Origin of the sequence: Thermoleptolyngbya sp. C42_A2020_037 (genome assembly GCF_015272455.1) — a bacterium.
Lineage (GTDB): Bacteria > Cyanobacteriota > Cyanobacteriia > Elainellales > Elainellaceae > Thermoleptolyngbya.
In genome coordinates this window covers 88,477-111,996 of sequence record NZ_JACYLP010000018.1, presented here as the reverse complement: position 1 = coordinate 111,996, position 23,520 = coordinate 88,477, and the positions used below count along the sequence as shown (strand labels likewise).

The following is a 23,520-nucleotide window of genomic DNA, read 5'->3' as shown; positions in this document are numbered from 1 at the left end:
GGATTGCTCAGGCTGTCTTCTCGAAGAAGCCCGTAGAACTATTGGAGCCACGCGAAGAATCTGGCGCTGACCGACCGCTGGTAGGCGGCAAGGCGACAGTCAACGCAGGCAGCCTACTCATTGACCGACGTTTTGGAGCGCTTGATGGGCTTCGGCTTGGGCCCGCTGCTATAGTCGCTGCGGGGACGGCTCTCTTCCACGGGCGCGTCGTCGGAGTAGGCATGGTCGCCGCGCATCCAGGCAGGGCGCGTCTGGTCGTAGGCCATCTGCAAGGCCGCAGCAGCGATCGCCCGCATGTCGTACTCCTCACTCAATTGCGTCACAATCGGCAGGAAGGAGGCGAGGCGATCGCCCACCAGCGCTTCCCGCAGTTGACCCTGAAGCTTCTCCAGATAGCGGGCTTCGATCTGGGCGCGGGTGGGAATGGTGCCTGTCTGCAACTGCTGGCGGATGTGCCGCTCGATGTCCCGCAGCTTGCGCTTGTCCAGCGGCTGAATTAGCGTAATCGCAACGCCTTCTTTGCCAGCACGCCCCGTGCGGCCGATGCGGTGGACATAGCTTTCCACGCTGTCGGGCAGGTCGTAGTTGATCACATGGCTGAGGTCGTCCACATGCAGACCGCGGGCGGCGATGTCCGTCGCCACTACCCAGCGCACCTGCCGCTGCCGGAAACGCAGCAGCAGCCGTTCCCGCTGAGACTGGCTGAGGTCGCCATGATATTCATCCACGCTATGTCCAGCGGCTTGCAGTTGGCGGGTCAGGTCGGCGGCGGCTTTGCGCGTACGGACAAAGATCAGCGCCGATTCGGGGTCTTCTAGCTCCAGGATGGGCTGGAGAGCGCGGGCCTTCGTCCAGCCGCGCGGCACCATGTACACCACCTGATTAATCCGCGTCGGGGCGGCCTTGGGCTGCTCGATGCTGACGGTGACGGGCGATCGCAAAAACTTAGCCGCCAGTTCCCGAATCGACGGGTCCATCGTGGCGGAGAAAAACGCGGTCTGCCGCTCTGGAGGCGACTGGCTCAGGATTTTCTCCACATCTTGAATAAAGCCCATATTTAGCATTTCATCGGCTTCATCCAGCACCAGCCAGCCCAGCTTATTCAGCTTCAGGTCGCCCCGCTTCAGCAAGTCCAGCACCCGGCCGGGCGTGCCCACGATAATTTGCACGCCCCGCTGGAGGCGGCTGATTTGCAGGTCGATGGACTGTCCGCCGTAGGTCGGCAAAATTCGCAGGCGGCGATCGTCCGTCAGCGTCCGAATCGATTGATAGACTTGGATCGCCAGCTCGCGGGTCGGTGTCAGGATCAGCGCCTGCACCGCGTTGTTATTAACATCAATCTGCTCCAAAATGGGCAGCGAAAAGGCCGCCGTTTTGCCCGTTCCAGTCTGGGCCAACCCCACCACGTCGCGCCCCGACAGCAGATGGGGAATTGCCTGCGCCTGAATCGGCGTTGGTGCGGCAAATCCAGCTTTTTCTAGATGGCGCGCCCGCGCCTCAGACAAACCCAGACTAGTGAATGAAAGCGTCATTAGGTCTCCTTAAAAGAGTTCAGTTTGCTGAGACACGGCTGAGCGCGCCTCTGAGTTGCGTGCGGGCATCGGCAATCTGCCCGTAGAGGTCATACACGTCGGCTCCGGTGATTTCTACCGTAGCCATTGATCCCAGCCGAGCATCGCCTTGGACGTAGACCAGCCCGTCCACTTCTGGAGAGAAGCGGGCCGATCGCCCAATCAGTTCATCCGTTTCAGGATTTTCTTGTTCGATCAGAACATCTACCACTCGCCCAACCTGTGCCTGGTTGCGCCGCAGGGAAATCGGCTGCTGCACCTGCATGAGGCGATCGCGCCGGTCGTTCATTACGTCCTGAGGCAGTTGGTTTGGCAGGTTAAAGGCGGGCGTGCCCTCTTCGGCAGAAAAGGTAAACACCCCCACATGGTCAAACTCGTGCCGCTGCACAAACGCCAGCAGGTGCTGAAAATGCTCCTCCGTTTCGCCAGGAAAACCGACGATAAACGTGGTTCGCAGAACCGCATCGGGGATTGCAGTTTTAATCCGCTCGATGATGCCGTCGTTCACCTGTCCTTGCCAGGGACGATTCATCGCCCGCAGCACCTCTGGATGGGAATGCTGCAACGGCAAATCCAGATAGGGCAGCACGTTGGGCGTTTCTTGAATCGCCGCGATCACCTTGGGGGTCAGCCCCGTCGGGTAGGCGTAGTGCATCCGAATCCAGGGCACTTCCACCTCACCCAGCGCCCGCAGCAGTTCCGCCAGCCGGGGTTCGCCATACAGATCTACGCCGTAGTTGGTCGTGATTTGGGAAATCAGGATAATTTCCTGAACGCCTTCGGCTGCAAGCTGTCGGGCTTCTGCCACGATGGACTCGATCGAGCGCGATCGCTGGTTGCCGCGCAGGTGAGGAATAATGCAAAACGCACAGCGATAGTCGCAGCCCTCGGCAATGCGGAGGTAAGCTACACCTTCGGTCGTTGTGCGATAGCGAGGCGTGGTTTCGTCTGCAATGTAGACTGGCTCCGCAGAGATTTCCTGAACGCGCTCACCAGCCTCCGCCCGCTGAATCACCTCCACAATTTTGTGGTAATCCCCAGTGCCCACCACTGCTACCGCTTCTGGGATTTCGTCGAGCAACTCTTTCTGGAAGTGCTGCGCCATGCAGCCCGTAATCACGATTTTCTTGTTCGCCTCAGCTAGCTCCACTAGGGTTCGCACGGACTCTTCACGGGCCGCCTGGATGAAGCTGCAAGTGTTGACAATGACGTAATCGGCTAATTCTTCATTGGAATCAACCTGATAGCCGGACTGCACCAGCAGCCCTAGCATATGCTCCGTGTCGATTCGATTCTTCTCACAGCCCAGGTGAGAAACCGCAATTGTTGGCTTAATACTCATTCAGATTGGAATAATGCGCGTGTTGAACGGTGAACAGAACGAATATGGAGCGATCGCCCGTTACAGTGAAGTTCTCACCGCCTTTATCCCCAGCCCTCTCAGGCTATATAGCCCGCCCAATTGAGACGTAGGGAATACCGTTGAACGCAATCGCATCAATCTAAACTGATTCTTACTATAGCCTAAAACATTACATAACTATACATTTCAGGCATACTTCATCAAAATACCTATCAAAAGATAGAGTCAGGCGACATATTGTGGTAGCGCCAGACACACTGAACTCTATCAAAACTCCAGGACTGAATTTACGCTGACCTTGAATTCGACCTTGTACTTGGCAGAGGATGACTAGCCGAAACCGCGCACCGACTAGCTTCCAGTGTAGACAATTCTCAGCGGCCTTGGGTTGCCGTCATCGTACCCTTGTTGCTGTAAAGTTGAACGTATGCGGGTGGACTGTGTGCAGTTCGCTCGTTGTTCAGCAAGTTCGCCGATTCGTAGATTAGTCAGGTATTTGAGCGACTTTTCTATCGCCAACCCACAGCGAACATCTTAGAACTGGCTTCGTCAATTATCTAGCCGCGTGGACTTAACGCAGATCTTCAAAACAAAGCATCCGGTGATTGGGGTTGTGCATCTGTTGCCACTGCCCACATCGCCACGCTGGGGAAACAGCCTCAAAGCCGTCATTGCGCGGGCCGAGCAGGAAGCAACCGCGCTGGCATCCGGCGGCGTGGATGGGCTAATCGTGGAAAACTTTTTTGATGTGCCCTTTACAAAGGACTCTGTTGATCCCGCAGTGGTCAGCGCCATGAGCCTAGTGGTGCAACGGCTGATGAACCTGGTGACGCTGCCGATCGGCGTGAACGTGCTGCGGAATGATGCTCGGAGCGCGATGGCGATCGCCACCTGCACCCGCGCCCACTTTATCCGGGTCAACGTGCTGACGGGCGTAATGGCGACCGATCAGGGATTAATCGAAGGCCGCGCCCACGAATTGTTGCGCTATCGCCGAGAACTGGGCAGCGAGGTCAAGATTTTTGCCGACGTGCTGGTGAAACACGCCCGCCCGCTAGGGTCGCCCAACCTGACGACGGCGGTGCAGGAAACCATCGAGCGGGGTCTGGCGGATGCGGTGATTCTGTCCGGTTGGGCCACGGGCAGCCCGCCCAGCCTGGAAGACTTGGAACTGGCCAGCGCCGCAGCAGGCGACACGCCCGTATTCATCGGCAGCGGAGCCAGTTGGGAAAATATTCCTCGCCTGATTCAGGCAGCAGATGGCGTGATCGTGTCCAGTTCGCTGAAGCGCCACGGACAGATCGAGCAGCCCATCGACCCGATCCGCGTCAGCCAGTTTGTGGAAGCGATGCAGCGTAGCCTCTCCGAGAAAGAAGAAAAAGCAGCCAATCTGCCGACTCAATCCGCAGCGTCCGAACGACTGGCAGCCCGCGAAGGTTAGGAAGCGTGGGTAATGCGGCTGCTGTGCAGAGTCGAAATTTTCTGGGGCACAGTGGGCGATCGCTGTGATACGCTAGAGAAGTTGTCTAAATTCGCACATCCGGGCTTTCGGGTGTTCTGAAGACCCAGGTATCAAGGCTTTCAAAGCATTTGCAGTGGATTGAGTGTTGCGCTGCGCTTCTCCATGATCACCTGTTCAGGATGCTCCCGGATGGAGGAATAACCCGAAAGGAGATTAAATTCATGCCAGTTGTTTCATTGGCTCAGTTGCTTGAGTCAGGGGTTCACTTTGGGCACCAAACTCGCCGCTGGAACCCCAAGATGTCGCCCTACATCTACACCTCGCGCAACGGGGTACACATCATCGACTTGGTGCAGACTGCCCAGTACATGGATGAAGCTTACAGCTACGTCCGTACCGAAGCCGAAAAGGGCAGCAAGTTTTTGTTCATTGGAACCAAGCGTCAGGCTGCGGGCATTGTGGCTCAAGAAGCCCTTCGCTGCGGTTCCTACTTCGTAAACCAGCGCTGGCTGGGCGGCATGTTGACGAATTGGGCCACGATTAAAACCCGCGTCGATCGCCTGAAGGAACTGGAGCGTCGCCAAGAGACGGGGCAGCTTGACCTGCTTCCCAAGAAGGAAGCCGCGATGCTGCGCCGCGAACTAGAGAAACTCCAGAAATATCTGGGCGGCATCAAAGCGATGCGGAAGATTCCCGATGTTGTGGTGATTGTTGACCAGCGCCGGGAATATAACGCCGTGCAGGAGTGCCAAAAGCTCGGTATTCCCATCGTTTCGCTGCTGGATACCAACTGTGATCCTGACTTGGTAGACGTGCCGATTCCTGCCAACGACGATGCGATTCGTTCAATCAAACTCATCGTCGGTCGTCTAGCAGATGCCATCTACGAGGGTCGCCACGGCCAGTTGGATGCAGAAGACGAGTACGACTACGAGGGCGCTGAAGAAGAGTACGACTACGAAGATGCCGAATTCGCAGACGATGAAGAAGGCGAAGAAAACTAGGCATTGGAGGTGAAGGAAGCAGGGATCAGCAGGTCGGGTTCGGGCTTGAGCAAGCACCTGACACCTGGCCCCTGATCCCTGTAACCTAAGACCTGGATAGCAACAGTTCAACCACTTGCACACGGGGACTCAACGAACATGGCGGAGATTTCGGCAAAGCTCGTCAAGGAACTGCGCGACAAGACTGGCGCAGGGATGCTGGATTGCAAAAAAGCCCTTGCAGAATCCGATGGCGATATTGAAAAAGCGGTGGAATGGCTGCGGAAGCGAGGCATCACCAAAGCGGAAAAAGCGCTGAGCAAGACGACGGCAGAGGGACTGGTTGGAAGTTATATTCATACGGGCGGCCGGGTTGGTGTGCTGGTTGAGGTCAACTGCCAGACTGACTTTGTGGCGCGGAACGAATCGTTCCAGCAGTTGGTGCGCGATGTGGCGATGCAGATTGCAGCTAGCCCCAACGTGGAATATGTGAAGGTGGCTGATATTCCTGAAGACGTGATTGCGAAGGAAAAGGAAATTGAGGCGGGCAAGGATGACTTGTCCAATAAGCCGGAAGCCGTCCGCGCCAAGATTGTGGAAGGCCGCATTGAGAAGCGCCTGAAGGAACTGTCGCTGCTGGATCAGTCCTATATTAAAGACCAGAGCATTACCGTTGAGGAGCATATCAAGAATGTGATTGCCAGCCTGGGCGAAAACATTCAGGTGCGCCGCTTTGTCCGGTTTGTGATGGGTGAAGGCATTGAGAAGGAGGAGACCGACTTCGCCGCAGAAGTGGCTGCCCAAACTGGTGCGAAGGAAGAACCCAAAGCTGAAGCCCAAAAGGAAGAACCTAAGACTGAAGCTCAGAAGGAAGAACCTAAGGCTGAAGCGAAAGCTGAGCCTAAGGCTGCACCCAAGGCTGAGGTGAAGGAAGAGAAGAAGAGAAAGAAGAAGTAGGATCAGAGCAGGGCTGGGCAGAGCTGGATTTTGAGAACTTGAGTTCAAGTTCTCGGATTCCAACGCTCCGTCTGATCGATTCGGGCGAAAAGCTTTGTCGAACGCTGAAAAAGGCTAGGGTGTGAAAGCAGCAGGCTGGAGGGTCTGAGTCGCTTTTATGCTCTAGTCTTTTGGCATTGCATGAGGGACGGCTATGGCAAAAACGGTTGAGCAAATTGAGCAAGATCTGGCGGCGCTGGTGGGGGCGATCGCCAAATTGCAGCAAGAATTTGAACAGGTCTATCGCGGCTATCTCACGGAGCTAGGAACGACGACCCGCCAGCAGCTAATCATGGCCAGCTACCACCTCTGCACGCAGGGCTATCCCGACGCATTTCTGAGCCTTTCGGTGAGCCAGCGTGAGGCTTTGCAGCGATCGCTCCGTCAGGTTGCCCAAGCGGCCCAAGATCGTCTGCTGCGGGCGCTAGACGAAGATGAATGCTGGGAGTCTGATGCAGAGCCAGCGACCAATGCGCCGGAGGAGTCTAGGGGGCTGATTTTGTCGCAAGATGAGGCGGCAGAACTGAGAGCCGCGTTAAACGAGAAGTTTGGACTGACAGAAGTGGAGTTTGACGATGACTCCTATGAGGACTCGTATTTTGACGAGCCACCGGAGAACCTGGGCAAGGATTCGGAATCTAACGGGGAAGGCTTGGCGGCGGGCGATTCGGGAAGCGATCCCTACGGGAATCGCCCCCAGGATGCCCCCACTTCTTCAACTCAGGAGCTTGCCATTACAGATGCGCTGAATGCTTCTCCGGAAGACCTGCTCGAAGCAGCCGCAGCGTCTCTCTCGCGGGCAACCTCCGAGGCAGCCGCCAAAGCCAAGGCCAAAGGCGCTTCCAGTTCCAATCAAGCGCCGTCGCCGATGGATAGTCTGGCGCGGTGGCAAGCGAAAATTGAGCGACGGATCGCCGCAGTGCTGCGCGACCAGTCTCAGGCGGCGAATCGCCTGCTGCACCAGGTCAACATTTTGCCCAACCAGATCCCGGCACCGATTATGGACGTGGCGGCCAAGGCGGGTGCGTCTGACTCGACGCTCGGCCCGCCCAACCTGTTGAACCTGATGATCGAAGCGCAGGGCGACAAGCCAGATCAGGTCTCGATTACTCGAATTGTGGCGATCCGTCTGCGTCTCTCGGAGCTAGAGTTTGGGTCGCCGCTGTTGGCCAACTGGCGCTCAAAGCTACGTGGGTTAAACGCTCGCCTCAAGCAGCTTGGCCAAGAATATGAGAAAAAGTCTCGCGAACGGGCGATCGCCCAGGCAGAGCAGGCGTGGCGCTCCACCTGGCACGAAGATTGAGGCTGGCCAAACCGAGTTATTCACTTTAGAATTCCAGCATGGACTGGCTGCGACTGCAAAAGGCACTGGCAATCGAGGCAGAGCGGGGCTTTAATGACCTGGAGGGCAACCAGCACCGCTTTAGCGAATTTTTGGCGCTGACGCTGCGAGAACCGCCGACCGAGTTGCCCATTGTGGAACAGGAGCGGCTACGGGCGATCGCCCAAGAGTTTTCTCGCTATTCTGACCTCACCTTTGCCCAACGACAGCATTTGGTCGCTGATACGCGCCGCGTGCTGTATCAGACCAAGCGCCTGGCCGAAGATCGAGGGCAAGCCGAGGAAGCTGAAGGGGCGTTAGCGAAGCTTTCCGAAGGAATCGCCCACGATTCAGACAACACCGTCGCGACGGCTACAACCCCGACCCGCACCGCCCCGAAAACGAAAATCCCAAAAGCCGTTCCCCTGGTTGAAAAAAGCAGTCGGTTGACGCTCGACCAAGCAGCGACCTATCTCCCTGGCGTGGGCGCAAAAAACGCCGAACGTCTGGCCAAGCTAGGGCTACACACGGTTCGCGACCTGCTCTACTACTACCCCCGCGACCACATCGACTACGCCCGCCAGGTGAATATTCGCGACCTAGAGCCGGGGGAAACCGTGACGCTGATTGGCACGGTAAAAAGCTGCACCGTCTTCAACAGTCCCCGCAACCCCAAGCTAGCGATTTTTGAGATGACCGTGCGCGACCACACCGGGCAGATCAAGCTCAGCCGATTTTATGCCGGGGCGCGGTTTCGCAGTCGCGGCTGGCAAGAGCAGCAAAAGCGGCTGTATCCACCGGGGGCGGTGGTGGCCGCATCGGGACTGGTGAAGCAAGGCAAATCGGGCAAAACGCTGGACGACCCACAGATCGAGGTAATCGACCATATCGGCGGATCGATCGAGTCGATGAAGGTGGGGCGCGTGGTGCCAGTGTATCCGCTAACGGAAGGCGTGCAGGCAGACGTGGTGCGAAAGGCGGTGCTGGGGGCGCTGCCTGCGGTGAACCAGTTGCAGGAAGCGTTGCCCAACGGTCTGCGCGAAAAGTATGGACTGGTGGGCATTCAGGAGGCGATCGCCCACATTCACTTTCCGCCAGAGGGCGAATCGCTCGCCGCCGCCCGTCGCCGCCTGGTGTTTGACGAGTTTTTCTATCTGCAACTGGGACTGCTCAAGCGCCGCCAGACCCAGCGCCAGGAACAGACCAGCGCCGTCCTCGCGCCGACAGGCAAGCTGATTGACCAGTTTTATGAGATCCTGCCATTTCATCTCACAAACGCCCAGCAGCGCGTCGTCAACGACATTCTCAACGACCTGCAACAGACTGCGCCGATGAATCGCCTGGTGCAGGGCGATGTGGGGTCTGGGAAAACGGTGGTGGCGGTGGTGGCAATTTTGGCGGCGATCCAGGCGGGCTTTCAGGCAGCGCTGATGGCTCCGACGGAGGTGCTAGCCGAGCAGCACTATCGCAAGCTAGTGGGCTGGTTTAACCAATTACATCTCTCTGTAGAACTGTTGACCGGATCGACCAAAGTCGCCAAGCGTCGCCAAATTCATGAAGACCTGGCCACGGGCGCACTGCCGCTGTTGGTGGGCACTCACGCGCTGATCGAAGACCCGGTGCAGTTTTCTCGCCTGGGGCTGGTGGTAATCGACGAGCAGCATCGCTTTGGGGTGCAGCAGCGGGCGCGGCTCCAGCAAAAGGGCGACCATCCCCATGTGCTGACGATGACCGCCACGCCGATTCCCCGGACGCTGGCGCTGACGCTGCACGGCGACCTGGACGTGAGCCAGATCGACGAACTGCCCCCCGGACGCAAGGCGATTCAGACCAATGTGCTGACGGCAAAAGAGCGATCGCACGCCTATGACCTCATGCGCCGCGAAATCGCCCAGGGCCGACAGGTCTATATCGTGCTGCCGCTGGTGGAAGAGTCGGAAAAGCTAGACCTCAAATCGGCAATCGAGGAATATCAGCGGCTCCGAGATGTGATCTTTCCCGAATTTCAAATTGGCTTGTTGCATGGGCGCATGACCTCTGCCGAAAAAGACGAGGCCATTTCTCAATTTCGTGAGGGGCAAACCCAGATTCTCGTTTCGACCACGGTGGTGGAGGTCGGCGTGGACGTGCCCAACGCCACGGTCATGCTGATTGAACACGCGGAACGGTTTGGCCTGTCGCAGCTTCATCAGCTCCGGGGGCGGGTCGGGCGGGGCGCGGCTCAGTCCTTCTGTCTGCTGATGAGCAGCACCAAGTCGGAAACTGCCCGCCAGCGGCTGAAAGTGCTGGAGCAGTCGCAAGACGGCTTTTTCATTTCAGAAATGGACATGCGCTTTCGCGGGCCGGGCGAAGTGCTCGGGACTCGCCAATCGGGACTGCCCGACTTTGCCCTGGCCAGCCTGGTGGAAGATCAGGACGTGCTGAACCTGGCCCGCGAAGCTGCCGAAACCGCCATGACCAAAGACCCCACCCTCGACCGCTGGCCGCTGATGAAGTCTGAACTGACCTATCGCTACCGCAAGCTCATGGGCGGCACGATTCTGACGTGATCTGGCGAAATTACACGTCAATGAGCAGGTGTCAGAAGGCCCCCCGTTTCCACGCCTAACCCCGGCCCCGCATTGCTGTAAAGTGACAATATGTACGACAACGACGACCTTTCTGTGCTGGCGGCGGAGCTAGATCTTGACCTGGAAAGTCCGCTAGACAAGCTAGACGAGTCCGACAGCGAAACAGAAGCCCCCAAGCCTGATCCCGATGAAATGCTGGCGCTGCTGGAGTCGCCCCAACCTCAGCAGCGGATGCTGGCTGCGCGTGCGTTTTGCGAATTGGAAGATGCGCGGGCAGTGCCACATCTGATCCGACTCCTGAGCGAGTCGTGTCCGCTGGTGCGGGTGAGCGCGGCCTACGCGCTGGGACGAAACCCCAGCAGCGAGGCCGTGGAGCCACTGATCGCGCAGTTTCAAAAAGACTGGAACGGCTACGTGCGAAAGGGCATTGTGTGGGCGCTGGGGAATAGCCGCGATCGCCGCGTGTTGGAGCCTCTGTTAGTGGCGCTAAAAACCGACATTCCGGCAGTCCGCCTGTGGGCCGCTAGCGCCCTGGCGCAAATGTCCTCTGTGGGATACGACGAAATTATCGCCGCCATTCCGCCGCTGATCGAAGCGCTGCGCCGCGACCCCATTGCAGCGGTGCGGAGTAACTGCGCCTGGTCAATCGGTCAGCTTTGCCGCGAGTTGCCGTCGAATGTGGTCTATGCCACGGCGATTGACGCGCTGATCGAGGCGTTTGCCGAAGACGAAGAAATGGGCGTTCGCGAAGATGCCAAACTGTCGATGCTGAAGCTGGGCGATCCGCGCGGGCTTCAGGTGATTGAAGAACTGGAGCAGGAAGGGTTTTAGGCAGGACTGACGAACTTGCAGAGTAATGGCTCGGCAATCCAAAATCGGCAATCCAAAATCCAAAACCCTACTCCCCATAAAACTCATCAATGCGCTCCACATAATCCAACTGCGCCAAGTTCAGAAGCGTCTCGCGCCAGTTTGGGCTGTGGGTTTCACCCATGCAGAGGATTTGTGCCGCGCTGCACCGGATGCGCCCCGGACTGTGGGGATAGAACTCAATCGCCGGGTTGAGGGCTTGAACTTCTGCCTGATGCTCGGCGCTGCGGGGAATGCAAAACTCGTAGCGGAGCGATCGCCCTCCATCCGCTGGCCCCACTAATCCCTCCGGCGAAATCTGCGACAGATCAAAGCTGATTTTGCTCAGGTTGGCTAGCGCAGGTGAACAGGACAAAAGGGCGATCGCCCCTACTCCGAAAATCCCCACAACCCGCATTAGGCGTAGTTTTTTACCCATCGCCGCAAATCCAAACTCGCACATCCAAAACCAAGCACCCACTCAAGCAGCCCAACTTCGAGGCACAGGGTGCGTAAAAATTGGGCTGCTGCTAGAACCCTACAGCAGTTCGATGTTCGACAGGGTAAACTCTGTCGTGGTCTGCGTATCGCCCTGGGTTGAGTGAATCACCTGGCGCGTCAGCAGATAATAGCCGCCGAAGTTTTCGTAGGTGCTGTCTACGCGGTTCTCGCGCACGACTTCGCCCGTCTCGGCGTTGCGGAACGTTACGTCGTAGCCCGTCGAGATGTAGCCCGCGCCCGTGTCGAGGCTGCTGTGGTGGTTGATCACAAAGGCATTGCCCCCCATGACGCGGCTCACCTGGCAGATCTCGTTGTTCCGCAGCTTATAGTTTGACCCCATCGCGTCGCCGCTGACGAGGATTTCAACCGCACCCGTCTCATCGGTGTTGCCCAGCGAGAAGCAGTTTTTGCCGTGGGTCTGCTCAAAGCTGCTGCGCTTGCGGTGGGTCACGATTTCCCAGAGCATTCCCTGGAGCGACTCGCGCACCGCCTCATCCGACAGTTCGACGACCTCATAGCTCAGATCGGCATTCACCCGCACCTTGCCCGTATAGGTTTCGCCGCCCTGAGTCAGCGTCACGTCAGCCGTGAAGCCTGGAAAATGTTCATCCCAGGTGTAGCGATTTTCGTAGGCCGCCCGAAAAAGTGATTGAGCGTCTAGCGTGGTTTGCGTCATGAGGAAAGCTCCTAAGCCGTTTCATTTAGGATCTTAGCGGCTGCGGCCACGCCTGCGCCGGGGGTCACGCCGTCATACCCCAACTCAAGCAGCGTGGCTTCTAGCGCACCCACGGCCGTCAAAATGTCGCGATCGCACACAAAGCCCAAGTGCCCCACGCGGAAGATCTTGCCCTTCAGGTCGTCCTGTCCCCCGGCCAGCGCAATGTCGAATTTTTTCTTCATCACCGAGCGAATTTTCTCGGACTCTACGCCCACCGGAGCCACAGCAGTAATCGCAGGACTAGAGGTGCCATCGGCCGCAAACAGCGGCAGCCCCAGCGCCTTCATGGCAGCGCGAGTGGCGTTCATCTGGCGATGATGCCGTGCAAAGATATTCTCCAACCCCTCTGCCTGCATCATCTTCAGCGCCACTTGCAGCGCAAAGAACATATTCACAGGTGGCGTGAAGGGTGTGGTGTTTTTTGCTGCGTCTTTGCGATATTTGCCCAGATCGAGATAGAAGCGGGGAATCTTGGCGGTAGCGTAGGCTTCCCATGCCTTGGGGCCGACCGCGACAAAGCCCAGTCCTGGCGGCAGCATGAAGCCCTTTTGGGAACCCGACGCGACCACATCCAGCCCCCACTCGTCAATGGGCACGTTGGTTGCGCCCAAGCTGGTGACAGCATCCACAATAATCAGCGCCCCGTGAGCCTTGACGTGCCGGTTGATGGTTTCCAGATCGTTCAGCACGCCCGTTGAGGTTTCGCTGTGGGTGACGATGACAGCCTTGATGTCCTTGGCGGTGTCGGCTTCCAGGCGCGTGCGGAAGTCTTCGGGGTTGAGTGCTTTGCCCCATTCGGCGGTGACGCGCTCCACATTTAGCCCAAAGCCCTCGGCAAGCTGGGCCCAGCGATCGCCAAATTTGCCATTCGTGCCCACCAACACGCGATCGCCCGGACTCAGGAAGTTAATAATTCCCGCTTCCATTGCGCCTGTGCCGCTGGCCGTCAAGATCAGCACGTCGTTCTCCGTCTGGTGCAGCCACTTTAGCCCTGCGGTCACCTCGGCCATGATCGTGCCAAACTCGCCGCTGCGGTGGCCAATCGGGTGCTTTGCCAGCGCCAACAGCACCGACTCCGGCACGGGCGTTGGGCCAGGAATCATCAACATCAGCTTATTGTCCATTGCTCTGTCCTGCCTCTGAACTCAGGGGAATTTAGATTTTGCGTCGATCTAATATTTTGGGGCATTTTTGGAGTATCTATCAGAATGCCACATTCTGGAGAGAGCAGGCGTTGGGATGGCAAGACCTAAGGTCGGGCCTTCTGCATATTGGATTTTGGATGGGGGAGAATTGGGGATTTTGGATTGGGGATTTTGGGCGCATCCCAGTTCTGCAAGTTTGCCCTCATCCCCCAGCCCCTTCTCCCAAAATAGGGAGAAGGGGAGCCGGATTGGAAGTCCCTCTCCCGCTTTGGGAGAGGGATTTAGGGTGAGGGTGACAAAAGTGGGATGCACCCAGGATTTTGGACTTTAGATTGAAGGGATGCCCTGCTAAAATCCAAAATCTAAAACCCAAAATCGCCCTTATCTGTTCTTACTCATTCGTGCCAGGATTGCTCCGGATCTCGCGGTGCAGATAGCGCAGCACCTCGCCAGGGCGACCGTCGAAGACGATGCCGTTGGGCGGGAATTCGAGGGCGCGAGTCCACTCAAAGCGTTCGGCATAGCGGAGCAGGTGCAGCCGGTCGATGGCCATCTGGGCATCTTCGGGCAGGCCGATGATGTAGTGGCGCAGGCGGCGACGGTGGGGCAGTTCGCAGGTGAGCGGCGGCAGCGAAAACTGGGTCGCCTCCGAGCGTGGGGACGACCAGGTGTATTGGATTGTCAGCATTTGGGGTTTCCTCCAGGAAACGAGTAGGGTAGGAAACCCCGAAATGTTGGCCGCCCCCGGACGTGAAGCGCTGGGACAGGGCGGCCTACAATGGACGCAGCCCTGAGACAGGCATCGGCTGTCGAGGGGTCAGGTGTTGGTAGGTGGTGCGAACATCTACCGACACCGCAAGTGACTAAACGACCAAAATTTCGGGGGAAAGTAGGCTGCGTCGAAGGGAACCAACGGGCAGCTTGATGGACGATTGTACTGGATGCGTTTCACTGACGCAAGAAAATTTTAGATTTTGGATTGGGGCGGGGCGGTGCTGACGGCGGGGGTATGGAGGGCGATCGCTGTTTGTCATCGCGAGAGTTTCCCAAACTAGAGTTTCCCAAACAAGTTTCCCAAACAAGACGCTCTCCCGGCGCTGCAATGGGCTGTCGAGAGAGCGTCTTGTCGAGGCGCAAAGCCAGCGGGATGCCAGCGCTATGCCGCCACTTCCTGCGCGGCGTTTTCCACCTCTATCGGGACGACCTCATCCGCCACATTGGCGATGAGCTGGAGATAGAGTTGCCCCAGGCGCGATGCAACGCTGTCCCAGCTAAAGCCGAGTTCGACGCGCTGGCGACCCGCATGGCCCAGCTTGTCTCGCCAGGCAGGGTTTTTGAGGATGCGGGCGATCGCCCCCGCAAAGGCTTCAGTATCCTTCGGCGGCACCAGCAGCCCTGTGACTTCGGGGACAACAGTATATTGCAGCCCACCTACATTGCTGGCCACCACGGGCGTATGGCTGGCCATCGCCTCGATGGGCACCAGCCCAAACGGTTCATAGTGGCTGGGCACCACGCATACATCCGCCGCTGCGTAATACAAATGCAAGTTGGTGTCGCCCAAGCGGCCAGGGAATTGGGTCATGGCGGTCAGCCCCAGCGCTTGCACAATCCCTTCGATGCGATCGCGCTCCAGCCCATCGCTCTTGCCGGGGCGACTGCCGCCGCCGATTACCAGCTTCAGGTTGGGCATATGCCGCAAATCAGACTCTCCCACGGCCCGAACCAGCGTTTCAATGCCCTTGCGCGGGTCAAATCGACCCACATACAGCACGATCTTATCTTCGGGTGCAAAGCCAAGCTGCTGGCGGGCTTCGGCGCGGGTGACGTGACCAAAGCGGCTGATGTCAGTACCGCAGGGAATCATGTCGATGCGCCCCTGGGTAGAGACGAGCGATCGCATGTGTTCCCGCTCTTGGGGACTGGTCGCCACCACCGAATCCACCGTTTCCAGGCAGTCTTTTTCGACTACCAGCCGTTTCGCGCCAATCGGTGGCAAATCGCCCAGCGTGCGATACTTCACTGCGCCCAGCGAGTGGTAGGTATGCACCTGCACCAGCGACGGCATCTGGCGCTTCAGCCGCATCCCCACCCACGACGAGAGCCAGTAATGGGTGTGAACAAGCGAATACTCAACCCCTTCCTGCGTTTGAAAGGCGAGAAACTGCTCAACAAACTCCGGCAAATAGTCAAACAGCACATCGCGGCTCATAAACTCTGCCGGGCCAGCCGCCAGCCGAATCGTCCGGCAATGGGGCTGGTGTTCCACGATCATCGGCTGCTCTGGGTCGCTGCGGCGCGTGAACATATCTACCTGCCAGCCCTGCGCGGCCAGCGTCTCGCCGACCTGGCGCACGTAGACATTTTGCCCGCCTGCCTCTTCCTGTCCAATCTCAGCCGCCGGATCTCCGTCCACCGAAATCAGAGCAACACGATGCTTCTGAGTCAGAAACATGCTTTTCACCTCATGGTTAACGTTTTGCCGACACGCAAACCAGAGGTGGATCTCTTAAAAGATTCCCTCAGCGATCGCGAATCGGCGCATCTCAAAAATCGACACGTACCAGATCAGGACACTGACGAGAATCAGGACAGATTGCTAACGTCAAGTCTCCTCCCAAAGCCGACGAAGTTAGCTGACGGGCGAGGGCTGAGAGATGCCCTTCTCTGAGGTTTTGGAAATACTGCACACGCCCGGAGCCTATGCTTCTTCCAAGCACCTACCAAGATATGCCCCAACGGTTGGTTCCTCCGCTCCAGCCTGTTGCCTGGTCGTCAAACGACGGAGAGCGTGCTGGATTAGGCTGACTTATGGTTGATTGAGAAGATAGCTTACGCAGATTGTTTCGTCAACGTTACTTGCGTACAACTATCTACGCAAGAGTAAAGCAGAAATCATCCAGTAGATGCGTACTCCTGAATACGGAAATCGATCCACGGATGCTGATACGGCGCAGATATGAAGACTTTCTCAGATTTTCTGAATCGGGCAGCAGCCAATGAGATGATAAAATTTGAGATACTGATAGGGCTTAATTCCTATCGGGATACCGGGAATATTCCTCGACGGCATCCCATCCAGCGTTAAACTTTAACTGGGCATTGAATTACTTAATTACTGCCTTTGCGATCGCGCCGATCCTTATTTAACCGCCATTCTCCAGCCAGTCTATGTCTCCTACTTCCACACCCGCCGCTCCCAAAGTTTCCAAGGTCGAAGGTATCAAAGAGCGCAGCCACGGGCTGAGGGAACCCGTCGCCACCGAGCTGCGGCAAGACACCACCCACTTCACCGAAGATGCGGTGCAGATCCTCAAGTTTCACGGCTCCTATCAGCAAGACAACCGCGACAACCGGGTCAAAGGCCAGGAGAAAGACTATCAGTTTATGCTGCGGACGCGCAGCCCCGGCGGCATTATTCCCGCCCAGCTTTATCTGGCGCTGGACACGCTCTCGGAGCAATACGGCAACCACACGTTGCGGGCGACCACGCGACAGGGCTTCCAGATTCACGGCATCCTCAAAAAGAACCTGAAAACGGTGATGGCTACCATCGTCCGCAATCTGGGGTCTACGCTTGGGGCTTGTGGCGACCTGAATCGCAACGTCATGGCCCCACCCGCCCCGTTCAAGGATCGCCCCGAATACGCGCTGGCTTGGGAATATGCCAACAACATTGCGGATTTGCTGACCCCGCAGACGGGGGCCTACTACGAAATCTGGCTGGATGGCGAAAAGGCCGTTTCTGCTGAGGAGCATCCCGACGTGGTGGCAGCCCGCCAGCGCAACGGCAATCGCACGATTTTTCATAACCATGAAGAGCCGATCTACGGTGCGCAGTATATGCCCCGCAAGTTCAAGGCCTGCGTGACTGTTCCTGGCGACAATTCCGTTGATTTGTTTTCCCAAGACCTGGGTCTGGTGGTGATTACCGACGACCAGGGTAATCTGGAGGGCTTCAACATTTACGCGGGCGGCGGGCTAGGGCGGACGCACAACAAGGAGGAAACCTTTGCGCGGGTGGCTGACCCGATTGGCTATGTCGATAAAGCCGATATTTACGATGCGGTGAAGGCGATCGTGGCGACGCAGCGGGATTACGGCGATCGCGCTGAGCGCCGTCATGCCCGTATGAAGTATCTGATCAATGACTGGGGCGTGGATAAGTTTCGCAGCATGGTGGAGAGCTATCTGGGCAAACCGCTGCAACCGCTGAAGCCGCTGCCGCCGTTTGAATATAAAGATTTTCTGGGCTGGCATGAGCAGGGCGACGGCAAACTGTTTTTGGGCATTTCGGTAGAAAATGGTCGCGTCAAGGATGAGGGCACGTTTCAGCTAAAAACCGCTCTGCGCGAGATTGAGCAGACCTTCGCGCTGCCCATGCGCCTGACCCCGCACCAGAACATTCTGCTGCACGACATCGAACCGGGCGATCGCCCCAAGATTCAAGCCATCCTGACCCGCTGCGGCATCCAGGCAGAAACCGACATCGATACGCTGGTGCGCTATTCCATGGCCTGTCCGGCGCTGCCCACCTGCGGCCTGGCGATCGCCGAATCGGAACGCGCCCTGCCCACCGTGCTGGAGCGGATTCGCGCCCTGCTGGATCGCGTGGGCTTGCCCGATGAGCATTTCGTCGTGCGGATGACGGGCTGCCCCAACGGATGCGCCCGCCCCTACCTGGCGGAAATTGGCTTTGTCGGCCAAGCGCCGGATGCTTACCAAGTCTGGCTGGGGGCCGATCCGCACCAGACTCGACTCGGCCTAGTCTACATGGACAAAATGCCGATTCAAGACCTGGAAAAAACGCTGGAGCCGCTGTTCGTCTTTTTCAAACAAAAGCGCAACGCCAACGAGAGCTTTGGGGATTTTGCCCACCGCGTCGGTCTAGAGGCCTTGCGCCAGTTTGCAGCGAAGTATAAGCCTGGCCAGGTCGCCAAACCCGCCCGCCCCGGCAAAGCCCGCTACCGCATCGGCATCCGCGATGAGGTGTATGAAAAGCTGAAGGCGATCGCCACTGACAAGGGCCTCTCCATGACCGACATCACCACCCAGGCGCTAGAGGAATACCTGAAGCAGTTTGACCGCTAGCCGCAGGTCAACACTCTGGGCAAGCGCTCTGGGCAAGCGCTCTGGGCAAGTTAGACCGAATCTTTGGGACTGTTGCCATGACCCAAGCTCTATCCCTTCCACCGAGCAGCGATTCGTCCAGACGGGCGTAAGCTGGGACAGCTTCCAGGCGATTCAGCGGGGGTTTGCCGATTCGCCTGGGGTGCGGCTGTTTTATTACCAGGGAGAGCTAGAGATTTTGTCTACCTCGCCAGAGCATGAAATTGTCAAGGGCAACCTGGGCTATCTGCTCGAAGATTACCTGTTAAACCAGGGGATCGAATTTGTCTCAACGGGGTCGTTCTCTCAAGAAAAGGAGGCGATCGCCTCGGTGCAGGCTGACGAGTCCTACTGCTTTGGCGAAAAGAAACGGATTCCAGATCTCGCCATCGAGGTGATGTTCATGAGCGGCGGCCCCGATAAGCTCAGGCGATATCCAGCACTGGGCGTTCCCGAAGTATGGTTTTGGGAAGAGGGTCAGATTCGGCTCTACCAGCTTGATGGCGCAAGCTATCAGCCTGCGGCAACCAGTCAATTTATCCCCGGCATCGACCTGCGAAAACTGACCCAGTGTGTCGCGATTGAATCCAGGCTGCAAGCCGTTCGAGCATTCAGAGCAGAAGCCTAGGAGCAGCATCATCAAAGCAGAAGCTGAGTACGGATTGCATCGTCTTCAGCCATCTTTGGGAATACTGGATTGAATCAATTTTTTCGGGATGTTCGATAAGTCTCGTCATCTGGCTCACTCCCGCTGGCTGGATGACGATCTGCCTTTGAGAAAATCCGCGCAGGATAAGTCGAGTCGGCAGTCTATCGACTCGCCATGACGATTTGTTCGCAAAGCTGCGGCTCTGCTTTGCTTCGGCTTACGATGTATTTTTTGATGAGGTCAGCACCATTGATTGCGCTGATTTCAGCGAATCCGTCTACCCGCTATCCTTCTTGTTGACTAGGACGGTTCACTGACGGTTGGCTGACGATTTACTTTTACTCTTACTAAGAACAAAAGGCGGCGCAGGGTTCATAAATTTTATGTGAGGAGATAAAGTCCATGCAACGGCTCTACCATTTGCCTGTGATGTCGCTGAGCGTGCTGACGAAGGTCGCAGGAACGATCAGCGTGGTGTTGATGTCTGCGCTGTCGGTTCAGGCAACTCCAGAACTCTTGAAAACTCATCAGGATACGCTTCATCCCCAGCAGGACGGAGCCGATGTAGCAGGACTTGCACTGTTGGCCCAGGCGGGGCAAGTGCCCGAATCGCTGGAGCGGCTTGAAGCAGAGGCGACGCGCAGCCAGGGGCGGGGTCTGTCTGGTGTTCAGCCGTCTGCGCCGGAGCCAGAAACCGTCGTCGCGCCCATGCCAGACGCTTCGACCCGCGCTGAGGATTTGTGGGTCGAAGAGACGCTAGAGGTCGAGCCGACGTTTTCCCCCCGAAATGCACCGGATGGGTCTGAATCGCCTATCCTTGTGCCCGCTCAGCGGCAGTCGTCTCTGACGGCGCTAGATTCGGAGGCGATCGCCCAAATCCCTGCCCTATACGACTTCGAGCAGGGCAATGCGCTCCGCTTTCAGCTTGCGAGCGATCTGCCCGATCCCACGGCTCTGCAAAGCCCCCTGCGGCGGCGTGTGGTGCGGACGACGATCCAAAGCACGGGTTTGTCAGCGGTGGCCAGCCTGCGACAACCCCTCAGCGCAGACAGCTACATTCACCTGGCGGTGGTGGGTGGCACTACGGCGCTGGGAGCCGACCTGGGCGTGGTGTTTGGCAACTTTGGCGCGAATGTGTTTAGCCAGCGATCGCACTTGGGCGCGTTCAAAGGGGGCGATCGCGACGTAGACCTGCCCACAGGCGACACGCCCTGGATTCACCGACTGGGCGGCGGCGTGGAATATACCTTTTCCATTGGCAATGAAATTGAGTCGGCGCTGGGCGTGACCTATCAGCGGGTGTCGGTGCGCGACGATTTCTTTTCAGACAATATTTTCCCCAGAGATGAAGACGGCAATCGCTTCACCGTAGAAAATAACGGGATTGACGACCTAGTGAGTGTGGACTTTGTGGCAGCGGTCGATCGCCGCAACGATGGAGCCTATTCTACCGAAGGCTCCCTGCTGCGGTTTGGAGCGAGCCAGGGCTTTCTGATCGACACGGACGATGCCTTTACCCGGTTCACTGGCTCCTATACCCACTACCTGCCGTTGAATCTGTTCGGCTTTGATCGGGGGCCTCGGACGCTAGTGTTAAACGTGCAGGCGGGCACAACCCTAGGCGATGTGCCGCCCTATATTGGCTTTAACCTGGGCGGCAACAACTCGGTGCGGGGCTTTTCGGGCGGCGGCGTCAGCACCAGCAGCAGCTTTATCCAAGCCACCGCAGAATATCGCTTTCCGGTTGCCCGGTTGAACCTGTTTAACCGCGATATCGACCTGCGTGGCATCCTGTTCATCGACTACGCCAATGATCTGGGCACGGCCGATGACGTGATCGGCGAACCCGCCATCGCCCGCGACAAACCTGGCGAGGGTTTTGGCTTTGGGGCGGGGTTGCAGGCCCGCACGCCGCTGGGCTTTGGTCGGCTAGAGTTTGGCTTTACCGACACGGGCGAGAGCAGGTTGATTGCCACCTTTGGCGATCGCTTCTAGCCCATGACGGGAGAAGAGAGGAAAGAAGAGAGAAGAGAGAAAAAAGAAAAACGAAGAACGAAAAACGAAACTTCTTCGTTCTTCCTGCTTCGTTCTTCCTTCTTCCCTCTTCCTTCTTCGTTCTTCCTTCTTCCCTCTTCCCTCAATGCTGCCACACCCGCACGGTATTATCCGAACTGCCGCTGGCGAGATAGCGACCGTTGCCGCTGAGGGCGATCGCATTCACGCTATCGCCATGCCCCACCAGGGTATCGATTAGCCGCCCGCTGGCCACGTCCCACAGCTTGATTGTGGCATCGCTGCTGCCGCTAAAGAGAATCTTACCGTCGGGACTGAACGCCAGGGCATTCACCTCGCGGGTGTGGTCGGCGAGGTTGTGCAGCAGTTCGCTGGTTTGCAGATTCCAGATCTTGACGCTCTTGTCGCGGCTGCCGCTGGCCAGCGTCAGGCTGTCGGGGTGGAAGGCGAGGGCATTCACCGCGCTGACGTGGCCCGACAGCAGGCGAAGCTGTTCGCCCGTTTGCAGGCTCCAGATCCGCACCTTGTTGTCTAGCCCGCCGCTGGCAAAGGTGCGCCCATCGCGACCGATGGCGATCGCCTTGATCATGCTCAGCACTCCCGGCAGCACCTTGACCACCGCGCCATTGGCCAGGCTCCACAGGCGAATCGTCCGGTCTTCACCGCCGCTAATCAGCAGTCGCCCGTCAGGGCTGACGGCCAGCGCATTCACGTCGCGGCTGTGGCCGGATAAGTTTCGCAGGGGCGCACCCGTGGGCAAATACCAGGCTTTGATCAAGCAGTCATCGCCCGCGCTCAGCAAGGTGCGCCCATCAGGACTAATCGCAACCGCATTGACACCCCGGCTATGACCCGCCAGGTTAAACAGCAGGTTGCCCTGGGTCAGGTTCCACACTTTTACCGTGTCGTCTAGGCTGCCGCTGACCACGACCGACCCCGCTTCGTCCACTGCCACGCTCGTAACCCAAGAGCCATGCCCCACCAGAGTATGAATACAGCGCCAGCCTGAAATTTGCGGCACTGTGGGACGCACCAGCGGCGGGCGCGAGGTGGGCGGCGCAGAGGTAGGCGGATTGGACGGGCGGGCAGGCGAGGCGACCGGGGATGCAGCTCGCTGAGGGGCAGTTGCCTGGGGTGACGCTGCGACACGGGGCGACGGAGAAGCCGAGGGTTGGGTAGAAGGCTGAGGAGCGGGCGATCGCCCCGGCCGGCTCGTCGGCATGAAATAGTCCGCATTCAGATCGCGCATCACCTCATCGGCCGACTGATAGCGCTCCGACACCAGATCCTTCAGCATTTGGTTGAGCATGTGCGCCAGTTGGTCGCTGACCAGCGTGCCCTTTTCTGCCAGGTATTCTCGCCAAGTCCAGCGACCCTCCAGCGGATCATAGAGATTATCCGGTCGCACCTGCGTCATCAGGTGAATGCAGGTCGCCCCCAGGCTGTAGAGGTCGCTGGCGGGGTAGGCGCGGCCGCTGCGAAACTGCTCGATGGGTGCATAGCCCTCTGTGCCAATGCGGGTTCCTGTGGCGACGGGTGCATCGCCAAGCTGTTTGGCCACGCCAAAGTCGATGAGAACTAGGCGGCGATCGCCCTGTCGCCGCAGGATATTGGTCGGCGTAATGTCGCGATGGATCACCTGGCGCTGATGCACAAACCGCAGCACCGGCAGAATATCCGCCAGCACCTCTCGAATCTGGCGCTCTCCAAACGCCCCGGTCTGCCGCATTTCCTGGAGCAGGCTCTGCCCCTCGACAAACTGCTGCACCAGGTAGAGATAATTGTCCTGCTCAAAATAGGCCAGCAGCGTGGGAATTTGTGGATGCTCGCCCAGTTCATCCAGCCGCACCGCCTCCTGGTTGAACAGCCGCACCGCTTTTTCTAGCGACTTGGTGCCCTGCACCTGGGGCGAAAATTGCTTCACCACGCAGCGCGTCCCCAACCGATCCTCATCCAGCGCCAGATAGGTGCGCCCAAACCCACCCTGTCCGATGGGGTGCTGGGGTCGATATCGTCCCCGCAGGAGTGGCGTTAGCGTGGCTCCGCAACTCTGACACACGTTGGCATCGTCAGGGTTCTGAGGACTTTTACACTTTGGGTTTAGGCAACAAGTCATGGTGGTAGCGCACTGAGGCTCGTATGGTTCATTGTCCCCCGGATCGGAACGGAGCGAACAAGACAACGACTCCGCTGCCTCCAGAGATTCCCGACTCGGCTGGTATTGCTGGCTGAAACCCCACCGTCAAAAAGCTTGTCCAAGAGCTTGAGAT

17 protein-coding genes and 1 riboswitch are annotated in these 23,520 nt (G+C 58.0%); of the genes, 9 read left to right on the top strand and 8 right to left on the bottom strand.

Annotated elements, in window-relative coordinates:
- Nucleotides 1–113: 113 nt before the first annotated feature.
- A complete protein-coding gene (locus tag IGS16_RS05490; protein WP_297083993.1) occupies nucleotides 114–1,532 on the bottom strand; it encodes a DEAD/DEAH box helicase in 1,419 nt (472 codons plus the stop codon).
- 19 nt (nucleotides 1,533–1,551) lie between these two features.
- Nucleotides 1,552–2,913, bottom strand: a complete 1,362-nt coding sequence (gene rimO / locus IGS16_RS05485) for a 30S ribosomal protein S12 methylthiotransferase RimO (protein ID WP_297083992.1) — start codon at nucleotides 2,911–2,913, stop codon at nucleotides 1,552–1,554.
- A gap of 586 nt (nucleotides 2,914–3,499) precedes the next feature.
- Between rimO and btpA the strand changes: the two genes are divergently transcribed.
- From btpA to IGS16_RS05455, 6 genes are all read left to right on the top strand, one after another.
- A complete protein-coding gene (btpA, locus tag IGS16_RS05480; protein WP_297083990.1) occupies nucleotides 3,500–4,375 on the top strand; it encodes a photosystem I biogenesis protein BtpA in 876 nt (291 codons plus the stop codon).
- A 242-nt stretch (nucleotides 4,376–4,617) separates the two neighbouring features.
- Nucleotides 4,618–5,400 (top strand): 30S ribosomal protein S2, encoded by a 783-nt coding sequence (gene rpsB, locus IGS16_RS05475; protein ID WP_068510363.1) that lies wholly within the window; start codon nucleotides 4,618–4,620, stop codon nucleotides 5,398–5,400.
- Nucleotides 5,401–5,538: 138 nt separating this feature from the next.
- Nucleotides 5,539–6,336, top strand: coding sequence for a translation elongation factor Ts (tsf, locus tag IGS16_RS05470; RefSeq protein WP_297083987.1), 798 nt, complete (start codon nucleotides 5,539–5,541; stop codon nucleotides 6,334–6,336).
- 193 nt (nucleotides 6,337–6,529) lie between these two features.
- On the top strand, nucleotides 6,530–7,678 hold the full coding sequence (locus IGS16_RS05465; protein ID WP_297083986.1) for a hypothetical protein: 1,149 nt from the start codon (nucleotides 6,530–6,532) through the stop codon (nucleotides 7,676–7,678).
- A gap of 38 nt (nucleotides 7,679–7,716) precedes the next feature.
- Nucleotides 7,717–10,245: an ATP-dependent DNA helicase RecG gene (recG, locus tag IGS16_RS05460; protein ID WP_297083983.1), complete on the top strand. Its 2,529-nt coding sequence runs from the start codon at nucleotides 7,717–7,719 to the stop codon at nucleotides 10,243–10,245.
- Nucleotides 10,246–10,335: 90 nt separating this feature from the next.
- A complete protein-coding gene (locus IGS16_RS05455) occupies nucleotides 10,336–11,097 on the top strand; it encodes a HEAT repeat domain-containing protein (RefSeq protein ID WP_297083981.1) in 762 nt (253 codons plus the stop codon).
- Between the two features lie 67 nt (nucleotides 11,098–11,164).
- Here IGS16_RS05455 and IGS16_RS05450 read toward each other — a convergent pair whose 3' ends face one another.
- The 5 genes from IGS16_RS05450 to IGS16_RS05430 all read right to left on the bottom strand — a co-directional run bounded on the left by IGS16_RS05450 (nucleotide 11,165) and on the right by IGS16_RS05430 (nucleotide 15,934).
- Complete coding sequence (locus IGS16_RS05450; RefSeq protein WP_297083979.1) at nucleotides 11,165–11,554, bottom strand: hypothetical protein; 390 nt, start codon at nucleotides 11,552–11,554, stop codon at nucleotides 11,165–11,167.
- A gap of 99 nt (nucleotides 11,555–11,653) precedes the next feature.
- Nucleotides 11,654–12,292 (bottom strand): DUF3386 domain-containing protein, encoded by a 639-nt coding sequence (locus tag IGS16_RS05445; RefSeq protein ID WP_297083977.1) that lies wholly within the window; start codon nucleotides 12,290–12,292, stop codon nucleotides 11,654–11,656.
- Nucleotides 12,293–12,303: 11 nt separating this feature from the next.
- The gene (locus IGS16_RS05440) at nucleotides 12,304–13,458 is read right to left on the bottom strand and encodes an alanine--glyoxylate aminotransferase family protein (RefSeq protein ID WP_297083975.1); all 1,155 of its coding nucleotides are present in this window, start codon (nucleotides 13,456–13,458) and stop codon (nucleotides 12,304–12,306) included.
- A gap of 412 nt (nucleotides 13,459–13,870) precedes the next feature.
- The gene (locus IGS16_RS05435; RefSeq protein WP_297083973.1) at nucleotides 13,871–14,167 is read right to left on the bottom strand and encodes a hypothetical protein; all 297 of its coding nucleotides are present in this window, start codon (nucleotides 14,165–14,167) and stop codon (nucleotides 13,871–13,873) included.
- 468 nt (nucleotides 14,168–14,635) lie between these two features.
- Nucleotides 14,636–15,934 (bottom strand): glycosyltransferase family 1 protein, encoded by a 1,299-nt coding sequence (locus tag IGS16_RS05430; RefSeq protein ID WP_297083971.1) that lies wholly within the window; start codon nucleotides 15,932–15,934, stop codon nucleotides 14,636–14,638.
- A 151-nt stretch (nucleotides 15,935–16,085) separates the two neighbouring features.
- A riboswitch (cyclic di-AMP (ydaO/yuaA leader) is annotated at nucleotides 16,086–16,295 on the bottom strand.
- 355 nt (nucleotides 16,296–16,650) lie between these two features.
- On the opposite strand from IGS16_RS05430, the gene sir reads away from it, so the two are divergent.
- From sir to IGS16_RS05415, 3 genes are all read left to right on the top strand, one after another.
- On the top strand, nucleotides 16,651–18,570 hold the full coding sequence (gene sir, locus IGS16_RS05425; RefSeq protein ID WP_297083969.1) for a sulfite reductase, ferredoxin dependent: 1,920 nt from the start codon (nucleotides 16,651–16,653) through the stop codon (nucleotides 18,568–18,570).
- Nucleotides 18,560–19,216 carry a Uma2 family endonuclease gene (locus IGS16_RS05420; protein ID WP_297083968.1) on the top strand — a complete coding sequence of 219 codons (657 nt, stop codon included), beginning with the start codon at nucleotides 18,560–18,562 and terminating at the stop codon, nucleotides 19,214–19,216. Before sir ends, IGS16_RS05420 begins: the two co-directional genes overlap by 11 nt.
- 423 nt (nucleotides 19,217–19,639) lie before the next feature.
- On the top strand, nucleotides 19,640–21,232 hold the full coding sequence (locus tag IGS16_RS05415) for a BamA/TamA family outer membrane protein (protein WP_297083966.1): 1,593 nt from the start codon (nucleotides 19,640–19,642) through the stop codon (nucleotides 21,230–21,232).
- Nucleotides 21,233–21,374: 142 nt separating this feature from the next.
- Here the strand turns inward: IGS16_RS05415 and IGS16_RS05410 are convergent, their stop codons facing one another.
- A complete protein-coding gene (locus IGS16_RS05410) occupies nucleotides 21,375–23,366 on the bottom strand; it encodes a protein kinase (RefSeq protein ID WP_297083964.1) in 1,992 nt (663 codons plus the stop codon).
- Between the last annotated feature and the right edge of the window lie 154 nt (nucleotides 23,367–23,520).

Bases quoted from the DNA above. Each gene is read 5' to 3' on its own strand.
- IGS16_RS05490 (WP_297083993.1), bottom strand. From the start codon at position 1,532: ATGACGCTTTCATTCACTAGTCTGGGTTTGTCTGAGGCGCGGGCGCGC.
- rimO (WP_297083992.1), bottom strand. From the start codon at position 2,913: ATGAGTATTAAGCCAACAATTGCGGTTTCTCACCTGGGCTGTGAGAAG.
- rpsB (WP_068510363.1), top strand. From the start codon at position 4,618: ATGCCAGTTGTTTCATTGGCTCAGTTGCTTGAGTCAGGGGTTCACTTT.
- tsf (WP_297083987.1), top strand. From the start codon at position 5,539: ATGGCGGAGATTTCGGCAAAGCTCGTCAAGGAACTGCGCGACAAGACT.
- IGS16_RS05465 (WP_297083986.1), top strand. From the start codon at position 6,530: ATGGCAAAAACGGTTGAGCAAATTGAGCAAGATCTGGCGGCGCTGGTG.
- recG (WP_297083983.1), top strand. From the start codon at position 7,717: ATGGACTGGCTGCGACTGCAAAAGGCACTGGCAATCGAGGCAGAGCGG.
- IGS16_RS05455 (WP_297083981.1), top strand. From the start codon at position 10,336: ATGTACGACAACGACGACCTTTCTGTGCTGGCGGCGGAGCTAGATCTT.
- IGS16_RS05450 (WP_297083979.1), bottom strand. From the start codon at position 11,554: ATGGGTAAAAAACTACGCCTAATGCGGGTTGTGGGGATTTTCGGAGTA.
- IGS16_RS05445 (WP_297083977.1), bottom strand. From the start codon at position 12,292: ATGACGCAAACCACGCTAGACGCTCAATCACTTTTTCGGGCGGCCTAC.
- IGS16_RS05440 (WP_297083975.1), bottom strand. From the start codon at position 13,458: ATGGACAATAAGCTGATGTTGATGATTCCTGGCCCAACGCCCGTGCCG.
- IGS16_RS05435 (WP_297083973.1), bottom strand. From the start codon at position 14,167: ATGCTGACAATCCAATACACCTGGTCGTCCCCACGCTCGGAGGCGACC.
- IGS16_RS05430 (WP_297083971.1), bottom strand. From the start codon at position 15,934: ATGTTTCTGACTCAGAAGCATCGTGTTGCTCTGATTTCGGTGGACGGA.
- sir (WP_297083969.1), top strand. From the start codon at position 16,651: ATGTCTCCTACTTCCACACCCGCCGCTCCCAAAGTTTCCAAGGTCGAA.
- IGS16_RS05415 (WP_297083966.1), top strand. From the start codon at position 19,640: ATGCAACGGCTCTACCATTTGCCTGTGATGTCGCTGAGCGTGCTGACG.
- IGS16_RS05410 (WP_297083964.1), bottom strand. From the start codon at position 23,366: ATGACTTGTTGCCTAAACCCAAAGTGTAAAAGTCCTCAGAACCCTGAC.